The sequence below is a fragment of the Streptobacillus notomytis genome, from assembly GCF_001902585.1.
Taxonomy (GTDB): Bacteria; Fusobacteriota; Fusobacteriia; order Fusobacteriales; family Leptotrichiaceae; genus Streptobacillus; species Streptobacillus notomytis.
Map to the genome: position 1 here is coordinate 1 of NZ_LKKV01000101.1, position 25,109 is coordinate 25,109.

21 protein-coding genes and 2 pseudogenes are annotated in these 25,109 nt (G+C 26.2%); all 23 read right to left on the reverse strand.

What is annotated here, in order from left to right; genetic code table 11:
* Positions 1 to 76 precede the first annotated feature (76 nt).
* Positions 77 to 598 carry a PTS sugar transporter subunit IIA gene (locus tag BUE91_RS05070; protein WP_072592798.1) on the reverse strand — a complete coding sequence of 174 codons (522 nt, stop codon included), beginning with the start codon at positions 596 to 598 and terminating at the stop codon, positions 77 to 79.
* 37 nt (positions 599 to 635) lie between these two features.
* Positions 636 to 1,097 (reverse strand): hypothetical protein, encoded by a 462-nt coding sequence (locus tag BUE91_RS05075; RefSeq protein ID WP_073508153.1) that lies wholly within the window; start codon positions 1,095 to 1,097, stop codon positions 636 to 638.
* A complete protein-coding gene (trpS, locus tag BUE91_RS05080; RefSeq protein WP_143605296.1) occupies positions 1,094 to 2,068 on the reverse strand; it encodes a tryptophan--tRNA ligase in 975 nt (324 codons plus the stop codon). The genes BUE91_RS05075 and trpS overlap by 4 nt, the downstream gene beginning before the upstream one ends.
* A 16-nt stretch (positions 2,069 to 2,084) precedes the next feature.
* Positions 2,085 to 2,960: a prolipoprotein diacylglyceryl transferase gene (gene lgt / locus BUE91_RS05085; protein WP_073508154.1), complete on the reverse strand. Its 876-nt coding sequence runs from the start codon at positions 2,958 to 2,960 to the stop codon at positions 2,085 to 2,087.
* The gene (locus BUE91_RS05090; RefSeq protein WP_073508155.1) at positions 2,957 to 3,811 is read right to left on the reverse strand and encodes a D-alanyl-D-alanine carboxypeptidase family protein; all 855 of its coding nucleotides are present in this window, start codon (positions 3,809 to 3,811) and stop codon (positions 2,957 to 2,959) included. Before BUE91_RS05090 ends, lgt begins: the two co-directional genes overlap by 4 nt.
* A gap of 36 nt (positions 3,812 to 3,847) precedes the next feature.
* The gene (locus BUE91_RS05095) at positions 3,848 to 4,762 is read right to left on the reverse strand and encodes a tetratricopeptide repeat protein (protein WP_066899254.1); all 915 of its coding nucleotides are present in this window, start codon (positions 4,760 to 4,762) and stop codon (positions 3,848 to 3,850) included.
* A 19-nt stretch (positions 4,763 to 4,781) separates the two neighbouring features.
* Complete coding sequence (locus tag BUE91_RS05100) at positions 4,782 to 7,394, reverse strand: cation-translocating P-type ATPase (protein WP_073508156.1); 2,613 nt, start codon at positions 7,392 to 7,394, stop codon at positions 4,782 to 4,784.
* Positions 7,395 to 7,967 (reverse strand): CDP-diacylglycerol--glycerol-3-phosphate 3-phosphatidyltransferase, encoded by a 573-nt coding sequence (pgsA, locus tag BUE91_RS05105; RefSeq protein WP_073508157.1) that lies wholly within the window; start codon positions 7,965 to 7,967, stop codon positions 7,395 to 7,397.
* Between the two features lie 4 nt (positions 7,968 to 7,971).
* Complete coding sequence (gene pnp, locus BUE91_RS05110) at positions 7,972 to 10,173, reverse strand: polyribonucleotide nucleotidyltransferase (protein WP_073508158.1); 2,202 nt, start codon at positions 10,171 to 10,173, stop codon at positions 7,972 to 7,974.
* Positions 10,174 to 10,463: 290 nt separating this feature from the next.
* Positions 10,464 to 10,742, reverse strand: coding sequence for a DNA adenine methylase (locus BUE91_RS07525; RefSeq protein ID WP_180370686.1), 279 nt, complete (start codon positions 10,740 to 10,742; stop codon positions 10,464 to 10,466).
* Between the two features lie 17 nt (positions 10,743 to 10,759).
* Positions 10,760 to 11,188 (reverse strand): DNA adenine methylase, encoded by a 429-nt coding sequence (locus BUE91_RS07530; RefSeq protein WP_073508159.1) that lies wholly within the window; start codon positions 11,186 to 11,188, stop codon positions 10,760 to 10,762.
* Positions 11,189 to 11,215: 27 nt separating this feature from the next.
* A pseudogene (locus tag BUE91_RS07770) lies at positions 11,216 to 11,383 on the reverse strand (DNA adenine methylase); the annotation flags it as partial.
* Between the two features lie 111 nt (positions 11,384 to 11,494).
* Positions 11,495 to 12,181: a Bax inhibitor-1/YccA family protein gene (locus BUE91_RS05130; RefSeq protein WP_066899270.1), complete on the reverse strand. Its 687-nt coding sequence runs from the start codon at positions 12,179 to 12,181 to the stop codon at positions 11,495 to 11,497.
* A gap of 18 nt (positions 12,182 to 12,199) precedes the next feature.
* The gene (gene thrS / locus BUE91_RS05135; RefSeq protein ID WP_073508160.1) at positions 12,200 to 14,101 is read right to left on the reverse strand and encodes a threonine--tRNA ligase; all 1,902 of its coding nucleotides are present in this window, start codon (positions 14,099 to 14,101) and stop codon (positions 12,200 to 12,202) included.
* 50 nt (positions 14,102 to 14,151) lie between these two features.
* Positions 14,152 to 14,766 carry a DUF4125 family protein gene (locus BUE91_RS05140; RefSeq protein ID WP_073508161.1) on the reverse strand — a complete coding sequence of 205 codons (615 nt, stop codon included), beginning with the start codon at positions 14,764 to 14,766 and terminating at the stop codon, positions 14,152 to 14,154.
* 8 nt (positions 14,767 to 14,774) lie between these two features.
* Positions 14,775 to 16,550: a DUF4037 domain-containing protein gene (locus tag BUE91_RS05145; RefSeq protein ID WP_073508162.1), complete on the reverse strand. Its 1,776-nt coding sequence runs from the start codon at positions 16,548 to 16,550 to the stop codon at positions 14,775 to 14,777.
* Positions 16,551 to 16,678: 128 nt separating this feature from the next.
* Positions 16,679 to 19,753 carry a S8 family serine peptidase gene (locus BUE91_RS05150; protein WP_143605294.1) on the reverse strand — a complete coding sequence of 1,025 codons (3,075 nt, stop codon included), beginning with the start codon at positions 19,751 to 19,753 and terminating at the stop codon, positions 16,679 to 16,681.
* A gap of 128 nt (positions 19,754 to 19,881) precedes the next feature.
* A complete protein-coding gene (locus tag BUE91_RS05155; protein ID WP_066899280.1) occupies positions 19,882 to 20,610 on the reverse strand; it encodes an META domain-containing protein in 729 nt (242 codons plus the stop codon).
* Between the two features lie 118 nt (positions 20,611 to 20,728).
* Positions 20,729 to 21,511, reverse strand: a complete 783-nt coding sequence (locus BUE91_RS05160; protein WP_066899282.1) for an ABC transporter permease — start codon at positions 21,509 to 21,511, stop codon at positions 20,729 to 20,731.
* Positions 21,511 to 22,374: an ABC transporter permease gene (locus BUE91_RS05165; protein WP_066899284.1), complete on the reverse strand. Its 864-nt coding sequence runs from the start codon at positions 22,372 to 22,374 to the stop codon at positions 21,511 to 21,513. Before BUE91_RS05165 ends, BUE91_RS05160 begins: the two co-directional genes overlap by 1 nt.
* Positions 22,374 to 23,477 carry an ABC transporter ATP-binding protein gene (locus tag BUE91_RS05170; protein WP_073508163.1) on the reverse strand — a complete coding sequence of 368 codons (1,104 nt, stop codon included), beginning with the start codon at positions 23,475 to 23,477 and terminating at the stop codon, positions 22,374 to 22,376. The genes BUE91_RS05165 and BUE91_RS05170 overlap by 1 nt, the downstream gene beginning before the upstream one ends.
* A 20-nt stretch (positions 23,478 to 23,497) precedes the next feature.
* Positions 23,498 to 24,835: a M18 family aminopeptidase gene (locus tag BUE91_RS05175; protein ID WP_073508164.1), complete on the reverse strand. Its 1,338-nt coding sequence runs from the start codon at positions 24,833 to 24,835 to the stop codon at positions 23,498 to 23,500.
* A pseudogene (locus BUE91_RS05180) lies at positions 24,835 to 25,109 on the reverse strand (carboxypeptidase M32); the annotation flags it as partial. The gene BUE91_RS05175 and the pseudogene BUE91_RS05180, both read right to left, overlap by 1 nt.

The following is a 25,109-nucleotide window of genomic DNA, read 5'->3' on the forward strand; positions in this document are numbered from 1 at the left end:
TATATATAGAAATTAAATACGAATATATGTATAATTAAAAAAATGAATATATATTAAATATATTCATTTTACATAATTACTTTTCTATATTAATTATTACTGTTTCTCCTGAAATTGCTGTATCAATTCCTTTTACTGGTATAACTGATTTATATTCCTCAGTTTCAAGTATAACAACAGGTGTTATTAAAGAATCTGCATTAGATTTTAAGAAATCATAATCAAATTTAACTATAGGATCCCCTGCTTTAACTTTACTTCCTTCTTTAGCAATTATTTCAAACCCTTCTCCTTTTAATTTAACTGTGTTTAATCCAAAATGTGTTAACACTTGAACTCTATCTTCAGTTTCAACTACAAAAGCATGCTTAGTTTCAAATAATTGTATAATAGTCCCATCTACTGGTGATTTAACTACACCACTTTTTAAAGGTTCAATACCTATACCATTACCAAGTAATGCTTGTGCAAATGTTGGATCTGGAACTTCTTCTAACGGAATTACCTTTCCATCTATTGGTGATACAATCTTAATTTCATTATTTTTCTTAACTGCTTCTTTTTTACATTTACCGAATAAACGACACAAAAATCCCATATTTTCCTCCTAATTATCTTCATTATATCATATTTTTTTATTTAAATTCAACTACTATTGCATTATCTCCTACATATATATTTTTAATTTTATCAGGATTAATAGTTTCACCAACATTTAATATTTCTTTATTAATTAATATGGTATTAACTATTATACTAAATATATCTTTCATAACTTTTTCATATTTGGCATTAGAAATACTTCTAATATTTGCATTTGTAGCATATAGTTTTGGAGGATAGTATTTTAATTCAGTTTCAATTAAAGCAAGTATAGGTTCATCTAATTTTTTTAATTTAAGCCCTACTTCTATATTCAACTTCTTATTTTCAACAAATACTCTAGTTACTTTAGTTTCAGCTTTAAAAATATAGAAATTTTGCTCACCATCAAATCTTTTAGAAAGAGAATTTTTAATTGAAGATGTTGATATCTTTATACTAGAACAAGATAATAAAAATAATCCCATAAATATTGCTACTAATATTTTTCTCATATCTCATCACCTATAAGTCCAACAGCTTTTCTTACTTCTATCATTTTATCTAATGCTATTTTATTAGCTCTTTCTCTACCATTTCTTAATACTTCTTTCACATAATCTAAATTATTTTCTAAAGCTATTCTTCTTTCTCTTTGCTCCTTGAAATAATCTAAAATTCTTTCTAACAATTCTTTTTTAGCATGACCATATCCATAATTTCCTGCTACAAATTTTTCTTTCATAGCCTTTATTTCATTTTCATCAGCAAATAAAGAATATAATTTAGTGATATTATTATCTGGATTTTTAGAATCCTCAAGTCCTGCTGAGTCTGTAACTATACTCATAACTTGCTTTTTCAATACTTTTTCAGGGGCATACATATTTATTATATTCCCATATGATTTAGACATTTTTTCACCATCTGTACCCACAACAGTTGCAACATTATCAAGTATTAAAGCTTCAGGTAATTTAAATACTTCTTTTCCATAAAATTCATTAAATTTAACGGCAAAATCTCTAGTAAATTCAATATGTTGTTTTTGATCTCTCCCTACTGGAACAAAATCAGGTTGATAAAGTAAAATATCTGCTGCCATTAATACAGGATAATTAAATAATCCAACATTTGCTTTTATACCTTTTGCCACCTTATCCTTATATGCATGCCCTCTTTCAAGTAATGCCATGGGTGTAAGATTAGATAATATCCACATAAGTTCTGTATGTAATGGTATAGATGATTGTAAAAATATTGTAGATTTTTTAGGATCTAATCCTGCTGCTATATAGTCCATAACTACATTCATGCTTTGTGTTTTTAATGTTTCTGGATTTATTTGACTTGTAAGCGAATGATAATCAGCTACAAAATAAAGTCCTTCATAATTATCTTGTAAATCAACAAATTGTTTTAAAGCTCCAAAATAATTACCTAAGTGAAGCACTCCACTAGGTTGTATTCCTGATAAACTTCTCATAATATCTCCTTTCAAATTAACCTAAAGATTTATTATTTTTCTTTCTTAAATATAAAATTCCTAATATTCCAATTAATATCATTATTAAACTTACTATATATGGTGCTCTTATACCCTTTATTAATAAATCCTCTGCCCTAAATGTTGAAACAATTATTCTAATAATACCATATGAAATAATATATATCATAGTAAGTATTCCTTTTGAATATTCTTTTTTCCTAAATACAAACCATATTATATAAAAGGCAATAAAATTAAGTATCATTTCATATATCATAGCTGGATGTAAACTCATGTTAGGAAATTCTTGACCAGCTGGTGTATCTAATGGAAATTTAATACCCCAAGGTACTAATTCTTTAAATTCAAGTTGTTTCATTAAAGACATAGCTTGAAATTCTTGCCACCAACTTGTAAAATTCCCTTTTAATATTACTGAAAATGGTGTAATAGTTGGAAATCCATGTATTTCTCCATTTGCTAAATTTCCTATTCTTCCAAGTCCTTGTCCTAAAATCAAAGGCCCTACTGCCATATCCATTAATACTAATGGATTTACATTTTTCATTTTCGCAAAAATTATAGTTCCTATTAATCCACCTATAATTCCTCCATGTATTGCAAGTCCTCCATTCCATACTTTAAGGATTTCTAATAAATTTTGACTATAATAATCCCATTTAAGTAACACATAATACATTCTTGCTCCTATTAATCCACTAACAATTGCAAAGTATGCATAATCTTCAACTATATTTTCATTAATCCCTCTTTTTCTTGAAATCTCATCTTTTTTTGCAATAAATATTCCCAAAAATAAGGAGATAATATACATTAATGAATAAATTCTAATTTCAAAATTTCCTATTTTAAATAAGTATGGTTTCATTCTTCCTCACTCTCTTTCATTAATTCTAAAGTTTTTAATCCTAGCCTTTCTCTACTATTAATAGTATTTGATCCTAAAATTACCTGCACTATCTTTTCATTTCCATTATCAATTAAATATACTATATTGTATCCTGCTCTTCTATGAAAGCCTGTTTTGAGTCCAAAAACTTCATCAAATTGAACTAAGGTATTAGTTGATTTAATTTTAATTCCATCAGAAGTTTCATAAGAATATTTTTTTGATATTTCAAGCAATTTTGGGTTATTTAAAGCAATAAGTGCTAATAAATATATATCTCTTGCATTACCAACATCCATTCCCTTATTTGTATTTACTGGTGGTAATCCATGAGGTGTTTTAAATTTTAGGGATCTAAGCCCTAAAGCTCTAGCTTTTTCATTCATTTTATAAACAAATTCATCTATATCTCCATTACTGGAAAATAAGGCTAGTTGATGTGCAGAAGAATTAGATGAGTTTATTAATAATAAATGTAATAATTCTTCTATAGTATACACCTTTTTGGCCTTAATAACTACTCCATATGGGACCTTAGAAGCTTCCTTACTAACTACAACTTTTCTATCAAGTCCATATTTACCTTCTTGTATATCATCAAATACTATTAATGCTGTCATAATCTTAGTTAGTGATGCCAAAGGTCTTACACTTGTTTCATTATGGGAATAATATTTATTATTCTTATCATCTCCTATATACATACTTTTATATATCCTATAATCTTCATTTAAGATATTATACATCTCATCTTCTAACTTTTTAGATAAATTTATAGAAAATGAAAAAGAAAAAGTAGTAAATAAAATAGATAATATGATTTTTTTCATTTTTACCTCTTATTTTTATATATCTTTTCTTTATAATTAATTATAGAAACCTTTTAATTTTTCTAATTCTAAATTTCTTTCAACTATACCTAAACTTCTTGATATCTTATACCATTTAAGTGCTTCTTTATTATTTAATAACCTATAATTAACAAAATATAGCATTCTTGCATATTCTATTTCACCTACCATGTATAATTCTTCAAATAATTTAAGTGCTTTATAAATTTGATCGTTATGATAATATATTTCAGCAAGGTCTTTTTTAGCATTAATATTCTTATTATTCGATGCTATTATTAACCATTTAATTAGATTTTCCTCATCACCTTTAGTTCTATACACATTAGCAATTTCATAATCTAATTCTTTAAACTCTAAATTATATGCATTAATTAAGTTTAAAGCACCTTTATCATAATCTTTATTTTTTAATGCAATTGAAGCAATATTTAAATATATTGCTATTTTGAAACTTTCTATTTCCTTTTTCTTATAATTCTTAGGTAATTTATTAAAATGTAATAATGCTTTTTCATAATTACCTCTACCTAACTCTAATAATGCTAAATTAAATATTGCTTCCTTCACATTATTTTTAAGACCTAACTCTAATATTTCCTTTAATTTTACATTATCTTCTAAAAGATAATATATATATGAAAGTGAATTGATCGCATTAGCATCTCCATTTTTTGCTTCTTTTATATATCTATATACTTGATTTGCATCTATATTTTTATCATTAAATTTATTAAGTTCATTTCTAGTAAAATGCATATTATTTATATTATTTTTACTATCTAATATTTTAGTAAAATGAGCTGAATCTACACTAACAATTTCTACTTCTATACCATTTTCATCTAATTTGTCAACACTAACTTTTTCTTGAACATTTTTAGAACATGATATTAAAAATATACATAAAAAATATATTAGCTTTTTCATAAATTCAGCTCCTCCTTACCTATCTTTTAAATTTAATAAATACTTTTATTATTTCATTTATTATAAACGGAATAATTGCTAAGATTATAACTATATCCCAATCAAAAATTCCTAAACGTTGTACCTTAAATATGTTTGCTAAAAAAGGTATATTTATTAATAAAATCTGTAAAATAATACCTATAACAAAAGATATATTTAAGTACTTATTAGTAAATAATCCGACTTTTAATGTAGTTATATCTTCTACTCTCATAGTATATGAATAAAATAATTGTGAAACTGTAAGTACAATAAATGCCATAGTTCTTGCATGAATTAGAGCACGATGTCCTTCAGTAAGACTTCTAATCTCAGCTAAAGTTCTAAACCCTTCTTCTCTTAAAGCTATATAAAAGGCAAGTAATGTAAATATTCCTATTAATGAACCACCTATAATTGCACGAATAGCTGCCCCTCTTGCAAAAAAGCTTTCCTTAGGGTTACGTGGTTTTTCATTCATAACTAATTTATTGCCAGGATCAAGTCCTAATGAAATAGCTGGAAGAGTATCAGTAACAAGATTAATCCACAATAACTGTGTTGCAATTAAAGGAATAGGTAATCCCATTAACGTTGCAAAGAATATACATATTACTTCTCCTAAATTACATGAAAGTAAGAACATTATTGTTTTCTTAATATTATTATATATATTTCTACCTTCTTCTACAGCTTTAACTATAGTTGTAAAATTATCATCTAATAATATCATATCAGCAGCACCTTTAGAAACATCTGTTCCAGTAATACCCATAGCAACTCCTATATCAGCCTTTTTAAGTGATGGTGCATCATTAACCCCATCTCCTGTCATAGATACTATGTTCCCTTTTAGTTTTAATGCTTCAACTATATTAACCTTATGTTCAGGTGATACTCTTGCAAATACAGAGTATTTATCCACATTATCATAAAAATATTTCTTATCTAATTCATCTATTTCAGGTCCTGTTATACTCTCTGAAATATCTTTTGCAATATTTAATTCCTTAGCTATAGCAACAGCAGTATTTTTATGATCACCTGTTATCATAACAACTTTAATTCCTGCTTTTTGAGCAGTTAATATTGAAGCTTTAACTTCTTCTCTTGGTGGATCTATCATACCAACTATACCAACTAATACTAAATCTTTTTCTAAATCTTCCTTTTCTAAGTATACATCACTTTCCTTATATCCCAGTCCTAAAACTCTTAAAGCTTCATTAGACATTTCTATACTTTTTTCTAAAATATGTGCCTTATACTCATCTGTAAGTTCTACTACTTCATTGCCTATCTTAATATATTTACATAGTGAAATAATATTATCTATAGCACCTTTAGTAAATGAAATATATTCATTTCCATTTTCATGTAAAGTTGACATTAATTTCCTATCTGAATCAAATGCAAACTCATTTACACGTTTATTTTTAATATTTAAATCATCTTTATTTAATCCATGCTTATTTGCATAAACTACTAAAGCTATTTCCGTTGGATCTCCAACTGTTTCGGTAGCATCTGAACAAAGAGAAAGTCCTGATATTAGTAATTCTTTATTATCCATAGAATAATCTTTAACTACTGTCATCTTATTCTGAGTTAATGTTCCAGTTTTATCTGAACAAATAACATTAACAGAACCTAAAGTTTCAACAGCTGGTAATCTTTTAACTATTGCCCTATTCCTACTCATTCTAGTTACACCAGTAGAAAGTACTATAGCAACTATAGCAACTAATCCCTCTGGTATGGCTGCAACAGCAAGAGAAACAGCAGTAATCATCATTTGAGTAGCACCTCTACCTTGAAGTACACCTAAACCAAATATAATTATACATACAATTATTGCTATATATCCTAATGTTTTACCTAATTTATCAAGTTTTTTTTGCAGTGGTGTAGTGCTATCTTCATCAGAATTTAAAGCTTTAGCTATTTTACCTATTTCTGTATTCATTCCAGTTTTAATAACTACACCTTCTCCTCTTCCATAAGTTACAAGTGTTGATGAATAAGCTAAATTAATCTTATCTCCCATAGGTATATTATCTTTTTCTGATATATATTTAGCATCCTTATTTACCACATGTGATTCACCTGTAAATGCAGATTCTTCAACCTGTAAATTCTGAGTTTCTATTAATCTTAAATCTGCTGGTATAAATCTACCTGCATCTATTATTAATATATCTCCAGGTACTAAATATTTAGAGTCTATTTCATATATTTTGCCTTCTCTTTTAACTACTGCCCTTGGAGATGATAATTTTTTTAATGCTTCAAGAGTTTTTTCAGCCTTAGCTTCTTGAATAACTCCTACTACAGCATTAATTAATACAACCATTAATATTATTCCGGCTTCTGTAAATCCATCCGGATAATGTGCTACTACATTTAATATTGATGCAATAATTAATACATAAATTAATACATCTTTTAATTGGTCTATAAATCTTGAAATTAAAGTTTTTTTCTTAGTTTCCTCTAACTTATTTTCTCCATATATTTCAAGTCTTTTTTTTACTTCTTCCTCACTAAGACCTAATTTCCTATCTACATTTTCTTTTTTCAATACTTCTTCTATACTTTGTTTAAATTCCAATTACATATCCTCCATTAGGTATTTTTTTACTAATTGATAATATTCTAACATTGAAATTACAGAAAATATTACCGAAGGAAATAAAACTATAGAATTAATAACCTTACCAAAAGGTAAAATAAGTATGAATAATAATGCTATAATTTGAGTAGCAGTTTTTAATTTAGCCGTTGAACTTGCAGCTACAACCTCACCACCATTTTCTAATATTAACATTCTAATAGCCATAACAACAAATTCTCTAATAAGTAATATTAATACTAACCATATTGAAAGTATATTATACTTAACAAGTACTATTAATACTGAAAATACAAATACTTTATCTGCTATAGGATCAAGCAATTTACCAAAATTAGTAACTAAGTTATCCCTTCTTGCTATATATCCATCAAAAAAATCTGTTAACGCTATTGTTGCAAAAAGTAAAACAACTAAAATATGTAGAAATATTACTTCTAAAATAGAGGCATGATTACTACCATATTTAAATAACATCAGTAAAATTAATATTGGTGTTAATAATATTCTTATTAAAGTTAATTTATTTGGTAAATTAAGTTTACTTATCATAGTCTTACTCTCCTTCATTTGAAATTTCTTCTTTAACTTCTTCTTCCTTTTCTATTAATGCTTTCATACTTAAACTAAATTTATTATTATCCTCTAAAGCTATTACCTTAACATCAACTATATCATCAACTTTTAAAACATCTTCAACTTGTTTAATTCTCTTATGTGATATTTCAGATATATGTAATAGTCCTTCGCTTCCTGGTGCTATTTCAACAAATGCTCCAAATTTTGCAAGTTTAGTAATTCTTCCTTTATATACCTTATCTAATTCAACTGTAAGTGTATACTGTGTTACAAGTTCAAATGCCCTATTCATTTTTTCTTGATCTACACCGAATATAGATACTCTTCCATCATCTTCAACATCAATCTTAACTCCAGTTTCTTCAATAATAGATTTAATTATTTTACCTGCTGGTCCTATTAATCCAGCTATCTTACTTGGATCTATTCTTAAATTAATTATTTTAGGTGCATTTTCTGGTAAGTTTGGTCTTGGTTCTTCTATAATTGCTTCCATAACCCCTATAATATGCATTCTTCCTTTATGTGCTTGAGTTAATGCTATTTCCATTATTTCTTTATTAATACCTTCTATTTTGATATCCATTTGTATAGCAGTAATACCTTTTTTAGTTCCTGCAACTTTAAAGTCCATATCTCCTAAATGATCTTCTAAACCTTGAATATCTGTAAGTACTGTAAAGTTTTCTTCTTCTTTAATTAATCCCATTGCAATACCTGCTACTGTTCCTCTTATAGGAATACCTGCTGCCATTAATGCAAGAGAACCACCACATATAGAAGCTTGAGATGATGAACCATTAGATTCTGTTATTTCAGATACTAATCTAACTGTATATGGAAAATCATCTATTGAAGGCATTACTGCTTTAAGTGCTCTTTCAGCTAAATTACCATGTCCTAATTCTCTTCTTCCTGGAGCTCTCATAAACCCTGCTTCTCCAACTGAAAATGGTGGGAAATTATAGTGTAAGAAGAATTTCTTATTATACTCCCCTTCCATACCATCTATTATTTGTTCATCTTCCTTAGAACCTAAAGTTACTGTAACTAAAGCTTGTGTTTCTCCACGAGTAAACAGAGCTGAACCATGAGGTATTTTAAGTACATCAATTTGAGCATTTAATGGTCTAATTTCATCAATTTTTCTTCCATCTGCTCTATATTTATCAAATATTATCAATTCTCTTACTATTTTCTTTTCTAAGTCATGATAGTATTTTTTAAATTCTTTAACTAACTCATCTATAGATTTTTCTTTATTTTCTCCAATTAATTCTAACAATCTTTCTTCTTCTGTTTTTTCTTTTGATAATATTTCTTTTGCTATTTCTAATTTAAATGTAGAAAGTAAGCTATCATATAAATTATCTATAGCCTCATATTTTTCTAATTTACCTGGCACTAAAATTGCATTTTTTAATTCAACTTGGTATTTATCTAAAAAAGATGTTACTCTTTCATCATAACTAATACCTTTAAATTCCATTTTTTCTACTGCTAAAGTATTTAAAATAATTTCTTGTTGTTCACATATTTTTTTAATTTCTTCATGCCCCAACATAATAGCATTTAACATTTCTTCTTCACTTACTTCATTTGCTCCTGCCTCAACCATAGTTATAGCACTTTTAGTCCCTGCAACAGATAAGTAAATATCCATATTATCTCTTTGTTCTTTATCTGGATTAATAATGTATTCTCCATTCATATATCCTACAGTAAGACCTGCAACAGGTCCACTAAATGGAATATCTGATAATCCTAGAGCAAATGATACACCTATAGTAGCTATATCTTCTGGCATATTAATACCATCAGAGCTAACTACATTAATTACTACATGCACTGCATTAAAAAATCCTTCTGGAAATAAAGGTCTTATTGGTCTATCAATTAATCTTGAAATTAAAATCTCTTCTGTTGAAGGTTTAGATTCACGTTTTATAAATCCACCTGGAAATTTCCCTGTAGCATAAAATTTTTCAATATAGTCTACAGTTAATGGAAAAAAATCTTGCCCTTCTCTTACTTCTTTACTTCTAGTAGCTGTAACAAGTACTGTTGTTCCTCCTTTAGTTACTAGAACAGAGCCTCCTGCTTGTCTTGCAATTTCTCCTGTTTCAATTTTTACTTCTTTTCCTGCTACATCTAAGATGTAGATTTTTTTATCAAACATTTTGTCCTCCTATTTTAATATTTTATAAGAGTGAGCAAATAACATTAAAAAACTCTTACTAAAAGTCCTTTAAAATTACTTACTCCACTCTTTTCATTACTTTATATTTTAACACAATTTTATTAGTTTTTCAATTCTTGTTATATTTAAACAAAAACTGCACACTAATCCTTTTTCATAAGATTTTGGGTGCAGTTCTATTTTTATTTCATATTGATTTTAGATTTAATTTGTTTAATAGTTTACAATCAAAAGATGCTTTACATCCTTATTATTTCTATTTTTAAAATTTACTGTATAATTTTTTTCAATTTTTTTATATTAAAATCTTTATATAATTCTAAAATAAAATCTGTTTCTTTTATTATTAACATAAAATTCGCTTTTGTTTTCTTACAAAAATTTCTAAGTCTTATTTGATCTTCTAAAACAAAAGGATTGTTATCATAAGTAGAAAATTCAGTATCATAAGGTGGATCTAAAAATATAAAATCATGTTTTTTAGGTTTATTATTTTTAAAAAATATTTCAAAGTCTTCATTTCCAATTACAGTTCTTTTTAACTTCAATATTATATCTTTATTTTTTAAAAATTCAATTTTTTACCTAAATCTTTATTATCATAACTTATGCCACCATAAGGAACATTAAAATCTCCATTACTATTATACCTAAACATTGATGAAAAACAAAAATCTCTTATATAGTAAAAAATTGCTGATTTCAGTTCTTTTTTATCTTCATGTTTCAAATCATTGTACAATCTTCTATAATAAGTATAAAGTCCTGAATTTATTCCATTTCTTATATTCTTAAATATTTCTACTCTTTTTTCATCATCTTCTTTATTTATCTTATCAATTGATTTTAATTTAATTTTTAAAGAAGAAATTATAGCTTTTTTCAAATTATCTAAATCATTTATTTTAACATTAGATAAAAAATGTTCTAAAAATTCATCATAATATTCTAAACCATTTTTATATTTTATATATAAATCACATGCATTTTCCATTGATATTTCTTTACTTAATTTTATGTTATGATTTATTTTTTCTAATTCTTCAAAGAATAATTTATTTTGATTTTTTATATAATTATATACGCTTATTAAGTCTTCAGATAAATCGTTTATATAATATTTGCCATTAAAATCAAGCGATAAATAAACAGAACCACCACCTATAAAAGGTTCATAATAATCACATATTTTACTAGGTAGCTTTTATTTTATAATTGCAGTTTCTTTTTGTTTACCACCTGGATATTTTAAAAATGACTTCATTATACTTCCCCTTCTCATTTCATTAATAATTATATATTAATCTCTTCTTTTTCCAAATAATGATAACATACGAAGGAATATATTAATAAAGTCAGAATAAAGCATTAAAGCTCCAAAAATTTTAACCTTATCTACTAATTCTCTATCTCCTTCATAATATGCATCTAATATCATACTTTTAATTCTTTGAGTGTCTACTGATGTGTATATTACAAACACAAATAACCCTACCATAGAAAGTAACATGTCTCCAGAATTACTTTTAAATATATAAACATTTAAAATAGACATTACTATTATTCCTAATAGAGCACCAAATAAGTATTTTGAATAAACTTGTAGGTTATTTCTTGTAAAATATCCATAAGCACTCATACCTACAAACATAGCAGATGAAGCTCCTATTAAAGTAATTATAGATGTCATTTCATAAATATACATTATAGGGATAAGTAATATACCTAAAAATATTGAATATCCTATAAATAATAATTTTAAAACAAAAGAACTTGAATTTACAACTATATATCTCATAAGTAACGCTATAACTATCATAAGTAATATTGCAAATCTTTGTAAACCAAAAGATATGCTCACAAGTTCTTTAGAATACAATGAATAATACATAATTCCAAAAGTAATTAAAAGTCCTATACCCATCCATAAATATGAACCTAATATCCCTGCTTCAATCTTTTCATTTAAATTTCTTTCATTATACATTTTTTCTCCTTTTATTAACTAAAATTTTATGTTGATTTCATCAAGTAATTCAGTTATAAATTCATCAGCTTTTTTAGTTACACTATCAGTTGAACCAAATCTTCTAACATTTACTGTATTTTCTAACATTTCATTTTTACCAATTACAAGTTGAACTGGTATTTTTTGATCTCCATTTGCTTCTCTTATCTTATACCCAATTTTTTCATCTCTAATATCTAATTCTGCATATACTCCTAAATCAATTAATTTTTTATGTAATTTAGTTGCATATTCTACTTGTTCTGCAGATATAGTCATTATTTTTACTTGCGTTGGTGCAAGCCAAACAGGGAATGCTCCTGCATAATGTTCTATTAATATACCCATAAATCTTTCTAAAGATCCAAACATAGCTCTATGTATCATTACAGGTTCATGTTTTTCTCCATCTTTACCTATATAGCTCATATTAAATCTAGTTGGTAAATTCATATCAAGCTGTATAGTTCCAGTTTGCCAAATTCTTCCTATAGAATCTTTCATTTTAAAGTCTATCTTAGGACCATAAAATGCCCCGTCTCCTGCATTAATCTTATAATTTATACCTAATTCTTTTAATGTTTCTTCTAATGCTTTTTCAGAAATTTCCCAAACTTTAGCATCTCCTACAGCCTTTTCAGGTTTAGTTGATAATTCTACATGGAAATCAAATCCAAATAATCTATAATATTTATCATAAAGATTTACAATTTCTTTAATGCTATCTTTAATTTGATCAGGAGTACAGAAAACATGTGCATCATCTTGAGTAAATGCTCTAACTCTCATTAATCCATGTAATGCTCCTGAAAATTCATGTCTATGTACATGTCCCATTTCAGCATATTTTAAAGGTAAATCCTTATATGAATGTAAATTATTTTTATAAGCTATTATAGAACCTGGGCAATTCATAGGTTTAATTGCATAAACTTTCTCATCTATTTCAGAAACATACATATTTTCTCTATAATTAAACCAATGTCCTGAAATTTCCCATAACTCTTTATCTAACATTATAGGAGTTTTAATTTCATCATACCCTTGTTTATTATGTTCTATTCTCCATAATTGTTGTAATCTATTAAATAATCTTGTCCCCTTAGGCATGAAAAATGGAAATCCCGGTCCATGTTCATCTATGAAGAATAAATTAAGTTGTTTACCTAATTTTCTATGATCTCTTCTTTCAGCTTCTTCAACCTGTTTTATATATGCATCTAATTCATCTTGACTATAAAAAGATATACCATAAACCCTTTGAAGCATCTTATTATTAGAATCTCCTCTCCAATAAGCACCTGCAGAGTTTAATAATTTAAACGCTTTAATATACCCTGTTGAAGGAAGATGTGTTCCTCTACAAAGATCGACAAATTTACCTTGAGTATATATAGTAAATTCTTCTCCTTCAAGTGAATCAAGTATTTCTACTTTATAGCTTTGACCTTTATTTTCAAAATAAGCTCTAGCTTTTTCTCTACTCCAAACTTCTCTTGAAAATTTTTCATTTAATTTAATTATTTTTTTCATTTCTTTTTCTATATTAACTAAGTCTTCTTCAGTAAATGGTCTTTCTGTATCAAAATCATAATAAAACCCATTTTCTATAGCAGGTCCTATTGTCACCTTAGTATTAGGGAATAAACTAATTACAGCTTCAGCCATAACATGAGCAGAGCTATGTCTTAAAATTTCTAATCCTTTTTGACTATCAGTTGTTATTAATTCTAAAATTCCATCTTCATCTAAGTTATATGTAATATCTACTTGGGTTCCATTAAAGAAGGCTCCAACAGTTTTCTTAGCTAAACTAGTAGAGATAGTTTTAGCAAATTCTATAACACTCATATTCTCTACTTCTCTCAGTGCTCCATCTGGCAAAGTAATCTTTAACATTTTTCCTCCTAATTTTTATTTTCTATCTAATATTCTAACACATTTTATCACTATATTACAAGCGCATTTTCTACTGATTCTATAGACTCAAAGCCCTTCATTTTCACAACTTCTTTATGTGTTTCATAAATTAAATTAATTCCTTTTTTTACACATTCTTCTATATAATCAGAATAAAACAATACTGTTTTTAAAGAATAACTACATAATTCTCCTCTTAGGTATGTTTGTACAGAAGCTCTTTCAGGTTTATCTCCTTCACTTCTTAAAGGTCTGCATAATTTTGAAAATTTAGGGAATTTACCTTCAAATTCATCACCCCATGAAAGATATATTTTTTCTATTTTTTTAATTAATACCTCTATACCAGGTGATAATAAAGGTAGTAAATGTTTAACTTCTTCAAATTCTTTTGGAGCTGAAAATTCCATCATTCTAATATATTTTTCTTCTAATAAGTTTCTTCCTATTTCTTCTGCTTTTTTTAAGTCTATAAGATAACTATTAAGTATATTAAGTGGCAAATTATCCCATTGCCCTTTTCTCATAACCTCAAATTCAGGTTTATTATTCTGGCATTCTGCAGGTCCACCTGTATTTTTTAATACTTTAAACATTTCCCATTCTCTAACTATTATTTCATTTATAAGTTCTTCTTTTTCCATATTATCTCCTAATCTTCAAATGCTGTCCATAACTTTAAAAACTCATCATCTATACTCTTTTGTATTGCTATTGCATGATTTATTAAAAAATATCCTTTTTCTTTACTTAGACCCTGTTTTTTGATTTCCTCTACAAGAAAGTAGCATATTTCTTCCATTCTATTAGAAATTTGATATTTATCTAATGATGTATTATCTATTAATTCAAGTATTCTTTTTTCCATCTCCTTACCTAAAATAGGTAAATCTTTCAATCCTCTTGCTGACCACTTATAAAAAGGCATGTATTTAAAATTTAATAAGTATATTAAATGTATCACATTTTCTATAAAGATTGTTTTTGCCATATTAGATGCAATTTTATCTTCTCTTTTCATTAATCTTAAATAATTATACTGTCCACTTTGTGCAATACGTGTACATACTGTTGCAATCTTATTTTCTCTAATAACATTAGGATAATATTTTAATCTAGATAATATGTTAGTTAATTCATCATTACCTGAAAAAAATATTTCACCACTTGTTAATGCAAATAGAGCATGTTCTGGTATTTTCCTATAATCTTCTATACTTAAATCAGCATTTTCTTTACCTATAAACCTATATATATACTCTCCTATTTTTTTAACTCCACGTCTTTCATTTACTACATCATTACTTATATGTTTTATACCTAAAAATTCTTGTGGTAAAGATAATAATATATCCTCAAGATCTCTATGATGTTTTTCATAATCTTCATCATTTAAAAAAATTATAGGCATAAATGTATAATCATGATCTTTTGAATACTCATCATCACATCCTATTATTTCTGATCCTTCTCCTATTAAAGCTATAGTAATCTTAGATAATAAAGTCTCATTTTTTTCCTTAATCTTAGGTAAAATATATTTTTTAGTATATTCTCTTGATTTATCTATAAGTTTTGAATCACTTGTAACCTCTAATTCTACTACTTGTTGATTTTTATTAACTATTTCTCTAATACATTCTACATTAGATAATAGATTATTGTAATTTAAACTATTTTCTCCAAAAGATTTTCTTGTAATTTCTAGTGCTATTTCAAAAATATTTAAAGCACTTACATAATCCCTTTCTTCAAACTTAAGTATAGCCTTATTATTTAACGCTGCACCATACATAGAATGTTCCTTACCTAAAGTAACTTCATATATTTCTAATGCATTATTTAAGTTGGAATAAGCCTTTTTAAGCTCTCCCTTTTCCTTATATGGTATAACTAAATTATTGTATGTGGTTGCAAGTTCAACTAAATGATCTGGCATATCTAATAATATATTAAGGCTTATCTCATGATATGGAATTGATTTATCTATCTTACCCAAGTTTTGATAAAAAAGTCCAATATTGTTACATAAACCTGCATAGATATATTCTTTTTGCATATTATTTTCATCAAAAATAGATAAGCTTTCTAAATATATACTCTCTATTTTATCTAAATCTCCTCTAAATCTATATACTTCAGCAAGATTAAGTAAAGATGTAGCATAAGCAACAGATCTTTTACCTTCTCTAACTTCTATTAAAGAAAGGGCTTCTTTTAAATTTTTAATACCTAATTCATATTCTCCTATATATTTAGAAGAACCACCAAGTTCATTTAAATAATAAATATATTCATTAGACATTTCTCCATAAATATCCTTGACCATTTTTACTATTTCACATAATATTTTTACTTCAGATACATTATCTGATCTTTTCTGAAATTCTTTTCTTTCATTAATAAATTCATCAAACTTATTTAACATAATTACACCTTTTTATTTAAATTATATCATAAAATGAATATTTTAAAAAATAGCTCTATTTTCATCCATATATTTATGTCACTTTAATCTTTAAAAAAAGACGATAGATTTTACTTCTACCGTCCTATTTAAAAATTGTAATCTATCCCCAAATTTAATCCAACATTTAATTTACTATTTATGTTTGCATTACCTATTACATTTAAACCATCCATAACCTTTAATTTTACACCTAAATTATAGTTTGCACTTATCTTATCTAAACCTTTTCCTATTGTCTTATGTAAATTATCTGATAATCTCTGATTTAACTTTATATTTTCAAGGCTGTTATAATCAAAAACTAATCTATTATGTACACTTATATACTTATTTAATTTACTATCTATTTCTATTCCTAATTCTACATTATGATTCATTAAGTTTGTTATTTCTATATTTCTTAATTCATTTATTATATCAGTATAAGTAATGCTTTCATCTTTTCTTCCCCATACTATTACATAATTAAATGTATAACCTACATATGATTTTAATACACTATTTATAGAGTTTATATTAAATTCCATTCCCAGTCTTATACTTGGGTTTATACTTAAACTATGTAATATGTTTGTCTTTTTATTAGTATTACTTGTTTCATTATATACATCACTTTTACTATATCCTATATTATTATCAGCACTAAGTTTAAAATTATTTAGAAACTTTACACTTACATTTCCACCTATGTTATATAGATTATTTATACTTCTTGCTTTATTACTTCCACTATTTTTAAATTCCACATTTCCATATTGATATATTCCATATAAGTCTAACTTGATATCCTTAGATAACTTATTTGAATGTCCTATTATTGCACCATAATTCTTATCTACAAATGGACTAAATTTTTCCTCATTTAATATATTAGTTCTCACATAAGTATCAAAGTATAGTCTATTTCCTTTTTCTAAGTTATTTAATATTATATTTGTCCTATTATACTTATTATCTATCTCATTTTTTATTATATTCCCCACTATACTTGCATAATTATCTGTAAATATATTTTTAACTTCTGAACTACTTGAACTTAACAACATTGATTTTACAGAACTTGGTATAGCTTTCATTACTCCATATCTACTAAAGAACATTTTCTTGTTTGTATCATAACTTGGTATGTCCTTTAATTTATTTTCATCTATTTCATCCAATGTTTTAAATTCTTCTTCTAATGTACTCACAAACTTTATATTTACTATCTTATCATCATTTATTACAACTGGTTTTAAAAATGGGTTTGACAAATTATTTAAAAAGTCACTATCCTCTTTTAGATAATTTTCCATAACTAATTTAGGTCCTGTAATTTCATTATTATTTTTAATATCTTCTTCTTTTAACCTTACTATATATTCTCCAGTTGTTCTAAACTCTTTTATGTTTATTTCTTTTCCACTAAACTCTACATCAGATGTATGAGTTCCATGTAGTTTATCTATACTTGTTTTAGTACTATCTATCTTTAATTTTCCATCTGTATATATGTTTTTTAGTTTTATTTCACTTTCATCATTTGTTCTATTTTCTACAACTAATGTTCCTTTTTCAGCTATAGTGTAATCTGATTTACTATCATTTTTTAAAACTAGTGTTCCATTTAATACTTGTGAAGGAGCAGTATATTCTTGTTTTCCTGTTAATGTAAGCTTTCCTTCTCCATCTTTTCTAAGTCCTGCTTGGGCTACATTAGAGTAAAATAGTTTTTCACTTTCCAGTACCTTGGGAATTTTGTAATCATAATCAAAAGCATAATAATCTCCATCATACCAATTTTTTACTCCCTTTATTTTCACAATTTTACTTGTTGTATCTTTTCCATCACCTTTTAATCCACTAACTATATCATTTTCAAAAGTATACTCTTTTCCATTCTTTATATTTACATAAAAGTATCTATTTCCATTCTCATCAAATATTTTATCATAGTTTCCCTTAAAATATTTCATTTCATCTATTAGACCAGCATTGAAATCAGATGGTCCTTTTAACGCCTTTTCTCTATTTGCATTACCCCAACCTACATTATCATTTAAATACCCGTCATTTGCATGGTTTGCAGTTCCAAGTATTACCTGTTTTACCTGTTGGTATGTTAAGAAAGGATATTTTTCTTTAATATCATAAGCTAGTCTTGCTATCCTTGGTGATGAAAATGATGATCCAAATTTAGGTTCATCTTGTTCATTATCTGGTTTCAATAAACCATTTTCTCCAACAGTAGCTGATCTTAATAATAAGGCTTTAGTTTGTGGATCATCAAAATACCTTTCTGTATATTGATTATTATCAGAATCTATATATGATGTTTTTATCTTATCTTTATATTTTTCTACCAATTTTTCATTTGTTCTAAAAGAATTTTTTACAAATATACTCTCACTTCTAGTAAGTGCTTGCATATCAGGAGACATTATTTGATAAATATTAAGTATGTTATTAGAAAAGAATTCTGTTTTTATAGTGCTATGATTACCATTACCTATAGCACTTATTAATAACCTTTCATTATATACATAATTTTTATCAATTAATCTATTAGTTAAAAAATCTTCTAAATAGTTTATATCCCTAGGATATATTTTATCTAAATACCTACTATTACTGTATAAATATCCAAAATTTCTGTTATAGTTAACAATACTATATGACATATTTATTATACCTGCTGTATTAATAACATTATCATTATCATCACGTTTAGCTAACTTTATTTTTACATTTTTATTATTAAATACATTTTTTTCAGCTTCACTTACAGAACCATCATTATCTGTGTCCATAAATGCTTCTGTTACATTGAAGGCATGATTATTAAAAACTCCACCTTCTTCATTTGGATTACTATAATTTTCATTTGAATTTTCTTGTAGGAAACTGTATTTCTCTTTTGCTTTTTTTCTTGTATATCTAGTTAATATTAGTTCATATATAGTAACAGGATTTTCATTTTCATTTAATGGTGTTTCGGCTTTTTTTACTTCTTGTAAAGTTTCGTTTACACCTAAACTATATCTTGAAGTATTACTTAACGGTATATATTCTACTGCACTTTTTCTTAAACTTTTAACTCTATATTCTTCAGCATAAAATGATGTACAACTTATTGTTGTAAACAACATTCCAAAACAAAGTCGAAATATCCTACTACTCATAAAATCCTCACTTAATGTATAATATATAATTATTATACCTACCACCTTATTATTTGTCAACGATTAATACTTTAAAAAAAGGACTAACTCCTGCTTATTGCAGAAATTAATCCTTTTATATATCTTTACTATTTTATTTCTTCAAATATTAATTTTTGATTGTCTTTAGTATAAAGAGTTAATATTTTGTTTTCATATTTTATTCCATTTATATTATTTAACATTCCTAGATATTTAGACTCAAGTTCCATAAGTTCAGGTGCTCCAGCCATTAAAGTTGTCCCTATATTTTGTAAAAACAACACATTATTTTCAGTTTCATAACTACTGAAATATCTATTTATTCCACTCTTACCAAAAATATTATTTTCTTTAAATCCTATAGTAATTTCAGCCTCTTTAAATTCACTATTAATTAATTTGAAATTCTTATTTTCCAAACTTCCATTATTTAATTCTTGTATATATACAAGTTTCATTCCATTTTGAGCTTCAAGTATTAATTTTTCTCCTTTTTTACTAATATGTTTATTAGTTGATAAAGCATTTAAATATTCACTTTCTAAAGCCATATCTTCTGGACTTCCAGCCATTCTAGTTAGATTTATACCATCTAGTATCAATTTATTATTCTCTATTTTATATGAAGTAAAAAAGTTGTTTATAGAACTTTTACCTGATAATTTTTTTGATTTAAATTGTAAAACCATTCCTTTGCCTATGGTATTTATAACATTATTTTCAGTGTATTCTATAGTTTCAAGAATAAAATCCTTATTTTCAACATCCATTGATTTAATACTACTACAAGCAAATATCGTAACCATTGATAATATTGTTAAAATAATCTTTCTCATAATATTTCCTTTCTATTCTTTATATAATATCATTATACTAAATATGAAAATCTATTACAACTCTGTTATGAATATTCTAAGATAATTACCATGAAAAACATACCTATTACTAACCTTCTTAACTTAACATATATTTTTGTAATTTTCTACTTGATAATGCTAATACTAAAGTGCCAAATATCAGTATAGTTGATAAAGCATTAATAGTTGGACTTACACCAAATTTTAACATTGAATATATTTGTATAGGTAAAGTATCAGAATTATTTCCTGTAACAAAGCTTGTTATTACAAAATCATCAAGCGATAGTGTTAAAGACATTAAAAATGCTGATATTATACCTGGTATCATAGTTGGTAATATTATCTTATTTAATGTTTGTAATTCTGTTGCACCTAGATCTCTTGAAGCTTCTACTATAGAAAAATCAAATTCAGATAACCTTGACATCAGTATAAACAATGAAAATGGTATATTAAATGTAGTGTGTGCAATAAATATTGTAAACATACCTAAAGGTATTTTAGCAAAATTCATGTTAAAGAATAATAGTAATGATACTCCTATTATTAAATCTGGTATAACCAGTGGAATATAGTTTAATATCTTAACATATGATTTAACTTTAAAATTATACCATTTAATTCCTATAGCACCTAATATTGCTATAACTACTGAAATTGTTGAAGAAGATACAGCTATGATTATACTTCTTCCAAAAGCCTGCCAAAGTCCTGGCGATTTAGTAAATAATTCTATATACCATCTTAACGAAAATGATTTAAATTCATAACCTTTACTTGAATTAAATGATAAAATAATTAACATTATTATTGGTAAATAAAAAAATATCATAACTAACACAAAAAAGAATAAAGAAAATTTTCTTTTTTCATTCATTATTCATCACCATCCTTATCTGCTTTAATCCCTAACCATACAAACATTGAAGTAATAAGTATAAATAAGGTAGAAATAGCCGATGCTGATGGCCAATCTCTTAAACTAAACATTCTTGATGCAATAATATTTCCAAGCATTATACCATCTGTACCACCAACAATATCTGGCACGGCATATGACCCTATTGCTGGAACAAATGTTAATACTAACGCTATAATTATACCATTTTTTATTCCAGGTAAAAATATTTTAATATGTGCAATAAAATTATTTGCACCTAAATCTCTTGCTGCATCTATTAGTGAAAAATCGAATTTTTCTATTGCAGTGTATAAAGGTAATATAGCATAAGGTAGTAATATATATACAGATATTATTATTACTGCATTTCTATTGTATAATAAATCTAACGGTTTATCTAAAAAGAATATCTTTACTAATAATTTATTTAATATACCATTATTACCTATCAATGCAACTATTGAAAATATTCTAACTAAAAAATTAGTCCAAAAAGGTATTACTATTAATAATAACCACATATTTTTTCTCTTTGAACGAGATATGAAATATGCTGTAGGTATAGCTACCAGTATTGTAATTATTGTTATTATCAAAGATAGATTTAAAGTTTTTAAAACTATCTTAAATATGTCCTTTGATGAAAATATATCTATATACGCCCTTAAAGTAAAGGTTGTATAACTTGCTATTCCACCATAAGCACCTTTTTTTAAAAAACTAAAGTATACTATTATTGCTGTTGGTATTGCAAAAAATATACTCATCCATATCGTAATTGGTAAGAAGTATAAGTATTTTAATGTTGATTGTTCTTGTAATGTATTTTTACGTGCCATTATAATACCTCCACTAGATACGCATCTTCATAATTCCAGTAGAAATACACCTTTTCTTTCCATTCAAATAATTCTTCTTCTTCCAAAAATTCTCTATGTTGATCAAATGCTCTAATTATTCTATTTGATCCCTCAACTTTAATAAATAGTTTTGATTGAAACCCAGAGTAAATAACTTCATCAACTACTCCTCTTAATACTTTGTATTTAGAGTTTTCACGTGGTGGTTTAACATCAACTTTAATCTTTTCTGGTCTTAAAGTTAATTTAACTCTATCTCCTATTTTAACAGGTTTATCTAATTCAACCTTATACTCTCCAATTTCATCTGAAACTGCAACTGCATAATTATCATAAACTTCTGTAATTTCTCCTGTTAAAAAATTAGTTTCTCCTATAAAGTCTGCTATAAATTCATCTTTTGGTTTTTCATAAATTTCATTAGGTGTTCCAATTTGTAAAATATCACCCTTATTCATTACAGCTATTCTATCTGATACTGAAAGAGCTTCTTCTTGATCATGGGTTACAAATACGAAAGTTATACCTACTTCATCATGTATAGTATCAAGTTCTATTAATAACTTTTGACGTAATTTAGCATCTAGTGCTGAAAGTGGTTCATCAAGTAATAATACATCTGGTTTTCCTATCAAAGCTCTTGCAATAGCAACCCTTTGTTTTTGTCCACCTGATAAATTTTCTGGCATCTTTTTTTTATGCTCCAATAATCCTACTAAATCTAAATATTTATTAACTTCTTTTTCTATTTCATCTTTTGCAAAACCTTTTAATTTTAATGGAAATGCAACATTATCGTATACAGACATAGTTGGAAATAGGGCATAGTTTTGAAAAACAGTATTAACATTTCTTTTTTCAGGTGGTAACTTATCTATTCTTTCACCATTAACTATTATTTCCCCACTATCAGGATAAATAAATCCTGCTATCATTCTTAAAAGTGTAGTTTTTCCACAACCACTAGGTCCAAGTATGGAAAAAAACTCTCCTTTTTTAATTTCCAAACTTACGTTTTTAAGAATTTTATCTCCTCCAAAACTTTTTGAAACATTTTTAATTATTATATCACTTCTTTCCAATTATCGATCTCCTTTATGAGTTAATTTTTACTAAAAAATTCCTTTGCTAACTCTTTTAAGTAAAATAAGTCTTGTACTCCACATAATTCTCTAACTGAATGCATTGCTAACATAGGAACTCCTAAATCTATTGAATCTATATCAAGGTGTGTTGATGATATTGGTCCTATAGTTGAACCTCCAACTTCATTTGATTGATTTACAAAGAATTGTATTTTAATATCAGTTTTTTCTATAATTTGTTTTATTACTGCTATAGAAAACCCATCTGATGTATATCTTTGGTTTGCACTTATTTTTAATTGTATTCCTTCATTAATTTTCCCAAGATTAGTAGGATCGCTTTTACCTAAGTATGCAGGATGAGCAGCATGTGCTCCATCAGCTGACAAAATAAATGAAGAAGAAAGCATAGTAAGAAAAATGTCTCTATCCATTCCAAGAGAATATATTATTCTCTCAAGTATATTAGATAAATAATTAGAATCTGCTCCTTGTTTTGTAGCAGAACCTATTTCTTCATTATCAAATCCAACAAATACATTAATTTGATTACTATTATTTTCTGCCTCTACTAATCCTAATAATCCTGCATAAACTGAAACTAAATTATCCAGTTTAGGTGCTGACACAAATTCTTCATTTATACCTACTAAAGACCCTTTTTCTGTTGCATATACATATAGGTCAAAATCAAGTATATCTTCTTTTTTAATATTACATTTTTGTGAAATTATATTTAATAAGTAATTATCTCTTTCAAAGCTTTCATTTACTAACCCTATTATTGGTAATAAATCTTTTTGCTTATCTATTTTAATACCATTATTAACTTCTCTATTTTGATGTATAGCTAAGTTAGGTATAATTAATATTGATTCATCTATTTTAACTTTTACAGTCTCAGGTTTAAATACATTATTAGTTCTTATTATTACCCTACCTGCTATAGATAAAGGCCTATCAAACCAAGTATTTAATATTGGGCCACCATAAACTTCTGTATTTAACCTTATTAATCCATTTACTGTCATCTCAGGATTAGGTTTAATCCTAAATCCAGGTGAATCTGTATGAGAACCAAATATTTTAAATCCTTTACTTATATCTAATTTTTCACCTATAGTAAAGGCAACAATTGATGAATTAGATCTTTCAATAAAATATTTTCCACCTTTTTTTAATTCCCATTTATCTGTTAATTCTAATCTCTCAAATTCGTTTTCTGATAATATTGCCAAACAATTTCCAACAACATGATAAGTACTAGGTGAATCATCAATAAATTCTATCATTTCTCTTGCGAAACTTTTAATTTCTAAATCATGAAATTCTGCTTTAAGTTTTTTATTATCCATTATTTCACCTCTACTCCATATATTTTAGCAAACTTATTTTTCAAATAATCTAAATAATATTTAGGTAAAAATTCTTCTCCTGTTGCATTTAATATTATATCTTTAGGATCTTTAAATGAACCGAATTGATGAATTTTTTCTTTAAGCCAACTATTAATATTAGTAAATCTAGCATTTTCTAATTCACTTGATATATCTATATCTTTTTCCATAGCATTATAGAATTGAGCTGAATAAGCTGAACCTAAAACATATGATGAAAAGTATCCAAATG

Bases quoted from the DNA above. Each gene is read 5' to 3' on its own strand.
- BUE91_RS05070 (WP_072592798.1), bottom strand. From the start codon at position 598: ATGGGATTTTTGTGTCGTTTATTCGGTAAATGTAAAAAAGAAGCAGTT.
- BUE91_RS05075 (WP_073508153.1), bottom strand. From the start codon at position 1,097: ATGAGAAAAATATTAGTAGCAATATTTATGGGATTATTTTTATTATCT.
- trpS (WP_143605296.1), bottom strand. From the start codon at position 2,068: ATGAGAAGTTTATCAGGAATACAACCTAGTGGAGTGCTTCACTTAGGT.
- lgt (WP_073508154.1), bottom strand. From the start codon at position 2,960: ATGAAACCATACTTATTTAAAATAGGAAATTTTGAAATTAGAATTTAT.
- BUE91_RS05090 (WP_073508155.1), bottom strand. From the start codon at position 3,811: ATGAAAAAAATCATATTATCTATTTTATTTACTACTTTTTCTTTTTCA.
- BUE91_RS05095 (WP_066899254.1), bottom strand. From the start codon at position 4,762: ATGAAAAAGCTAATATATTTTTTATGTATATTTTTAATATCATGTTCT.
- pgsA (WP_073508157.1), bottom strand. From the start codon at position 7,967: ATGATAAGTAAACTTAATTTACCAAATAAATTAACTTTAATAAGAATA.
- pnp (WP_073508158.1), bottom strand. From the start codon at position 10,173: ATGTTTGATAAAAAAATCTACATCTTAGATGTAGCAGGAAAAGAAGTA.
- BUE91_RS07530 (WP_073508159.1), bottom strand. From the start codon at position 11,188: ATGGAAAATGCATGTGATTTATATATAAAATATAAAAATGGTTTAGAA.
- BUE91_RS05130 (WP_066899270.1), bottom strand. From the start codon at position 12,181: ATGTATAATGAAAGAAATTTAAATGAAAAGATTGAAGCAGGGATATTA.
- thrS (WP_073508160.1), bottom strand. From the start codon at position 14,101: ATGTTAAAGATTACTTTGCCAGATGGAGCACTGAGAGAAGTAGAGAAT.
- BUE91_RS05140 (WP_073508161.1), bottom strand. From the start codon at position 14,766: ATGGAAAAAGAAGAACTTATAAATGAAATAATAGTTAGAGAATGGGAA.
- BUE91_RS05145 (WP_073508162.1), bottom strand. From the start codon at position 16,550: ATGTTAAATAAGTTTGATGAATTTATTAATGAAAGAAAAGAATTTCAG.
- BUE91_RS05150 (WP_143605294.1), bottom strand. From the start codon at position 19,753: ATGAGTAGTAGGATATTTCGACTTTGTTTTGGAATGTTGTTTACAACA.
- BUE91_RS05155 (WP_066899280.1), bottom strand. From the start codon at position 20,610: ATGAGAAAGATTATTTTAACAATATTATCAATGGTTACGATATTTGCT.
- BUE91_RS05160 (WP_066899282.1), bottom strand. From the start codon at position 21,511: ATGAATGAAAAAAGAAAATTTTCTTTATTCTTTTTTGTGTTAGTTATG.
- BUE91_RS05165 (WP_066899284.1), bottom strand. From the start codon at position 22,374: ATGGCACGTAAAAATACATTACAAGAACAATCAACATTAAAATACTTA.
- BUE91_RS05175 (WP_073508164.1), bottom strand. From the start codon at position 24,835: ATGGATAATAAAAAACTTAAAGCAGAATTTCATGATTTAGAAATTAAA.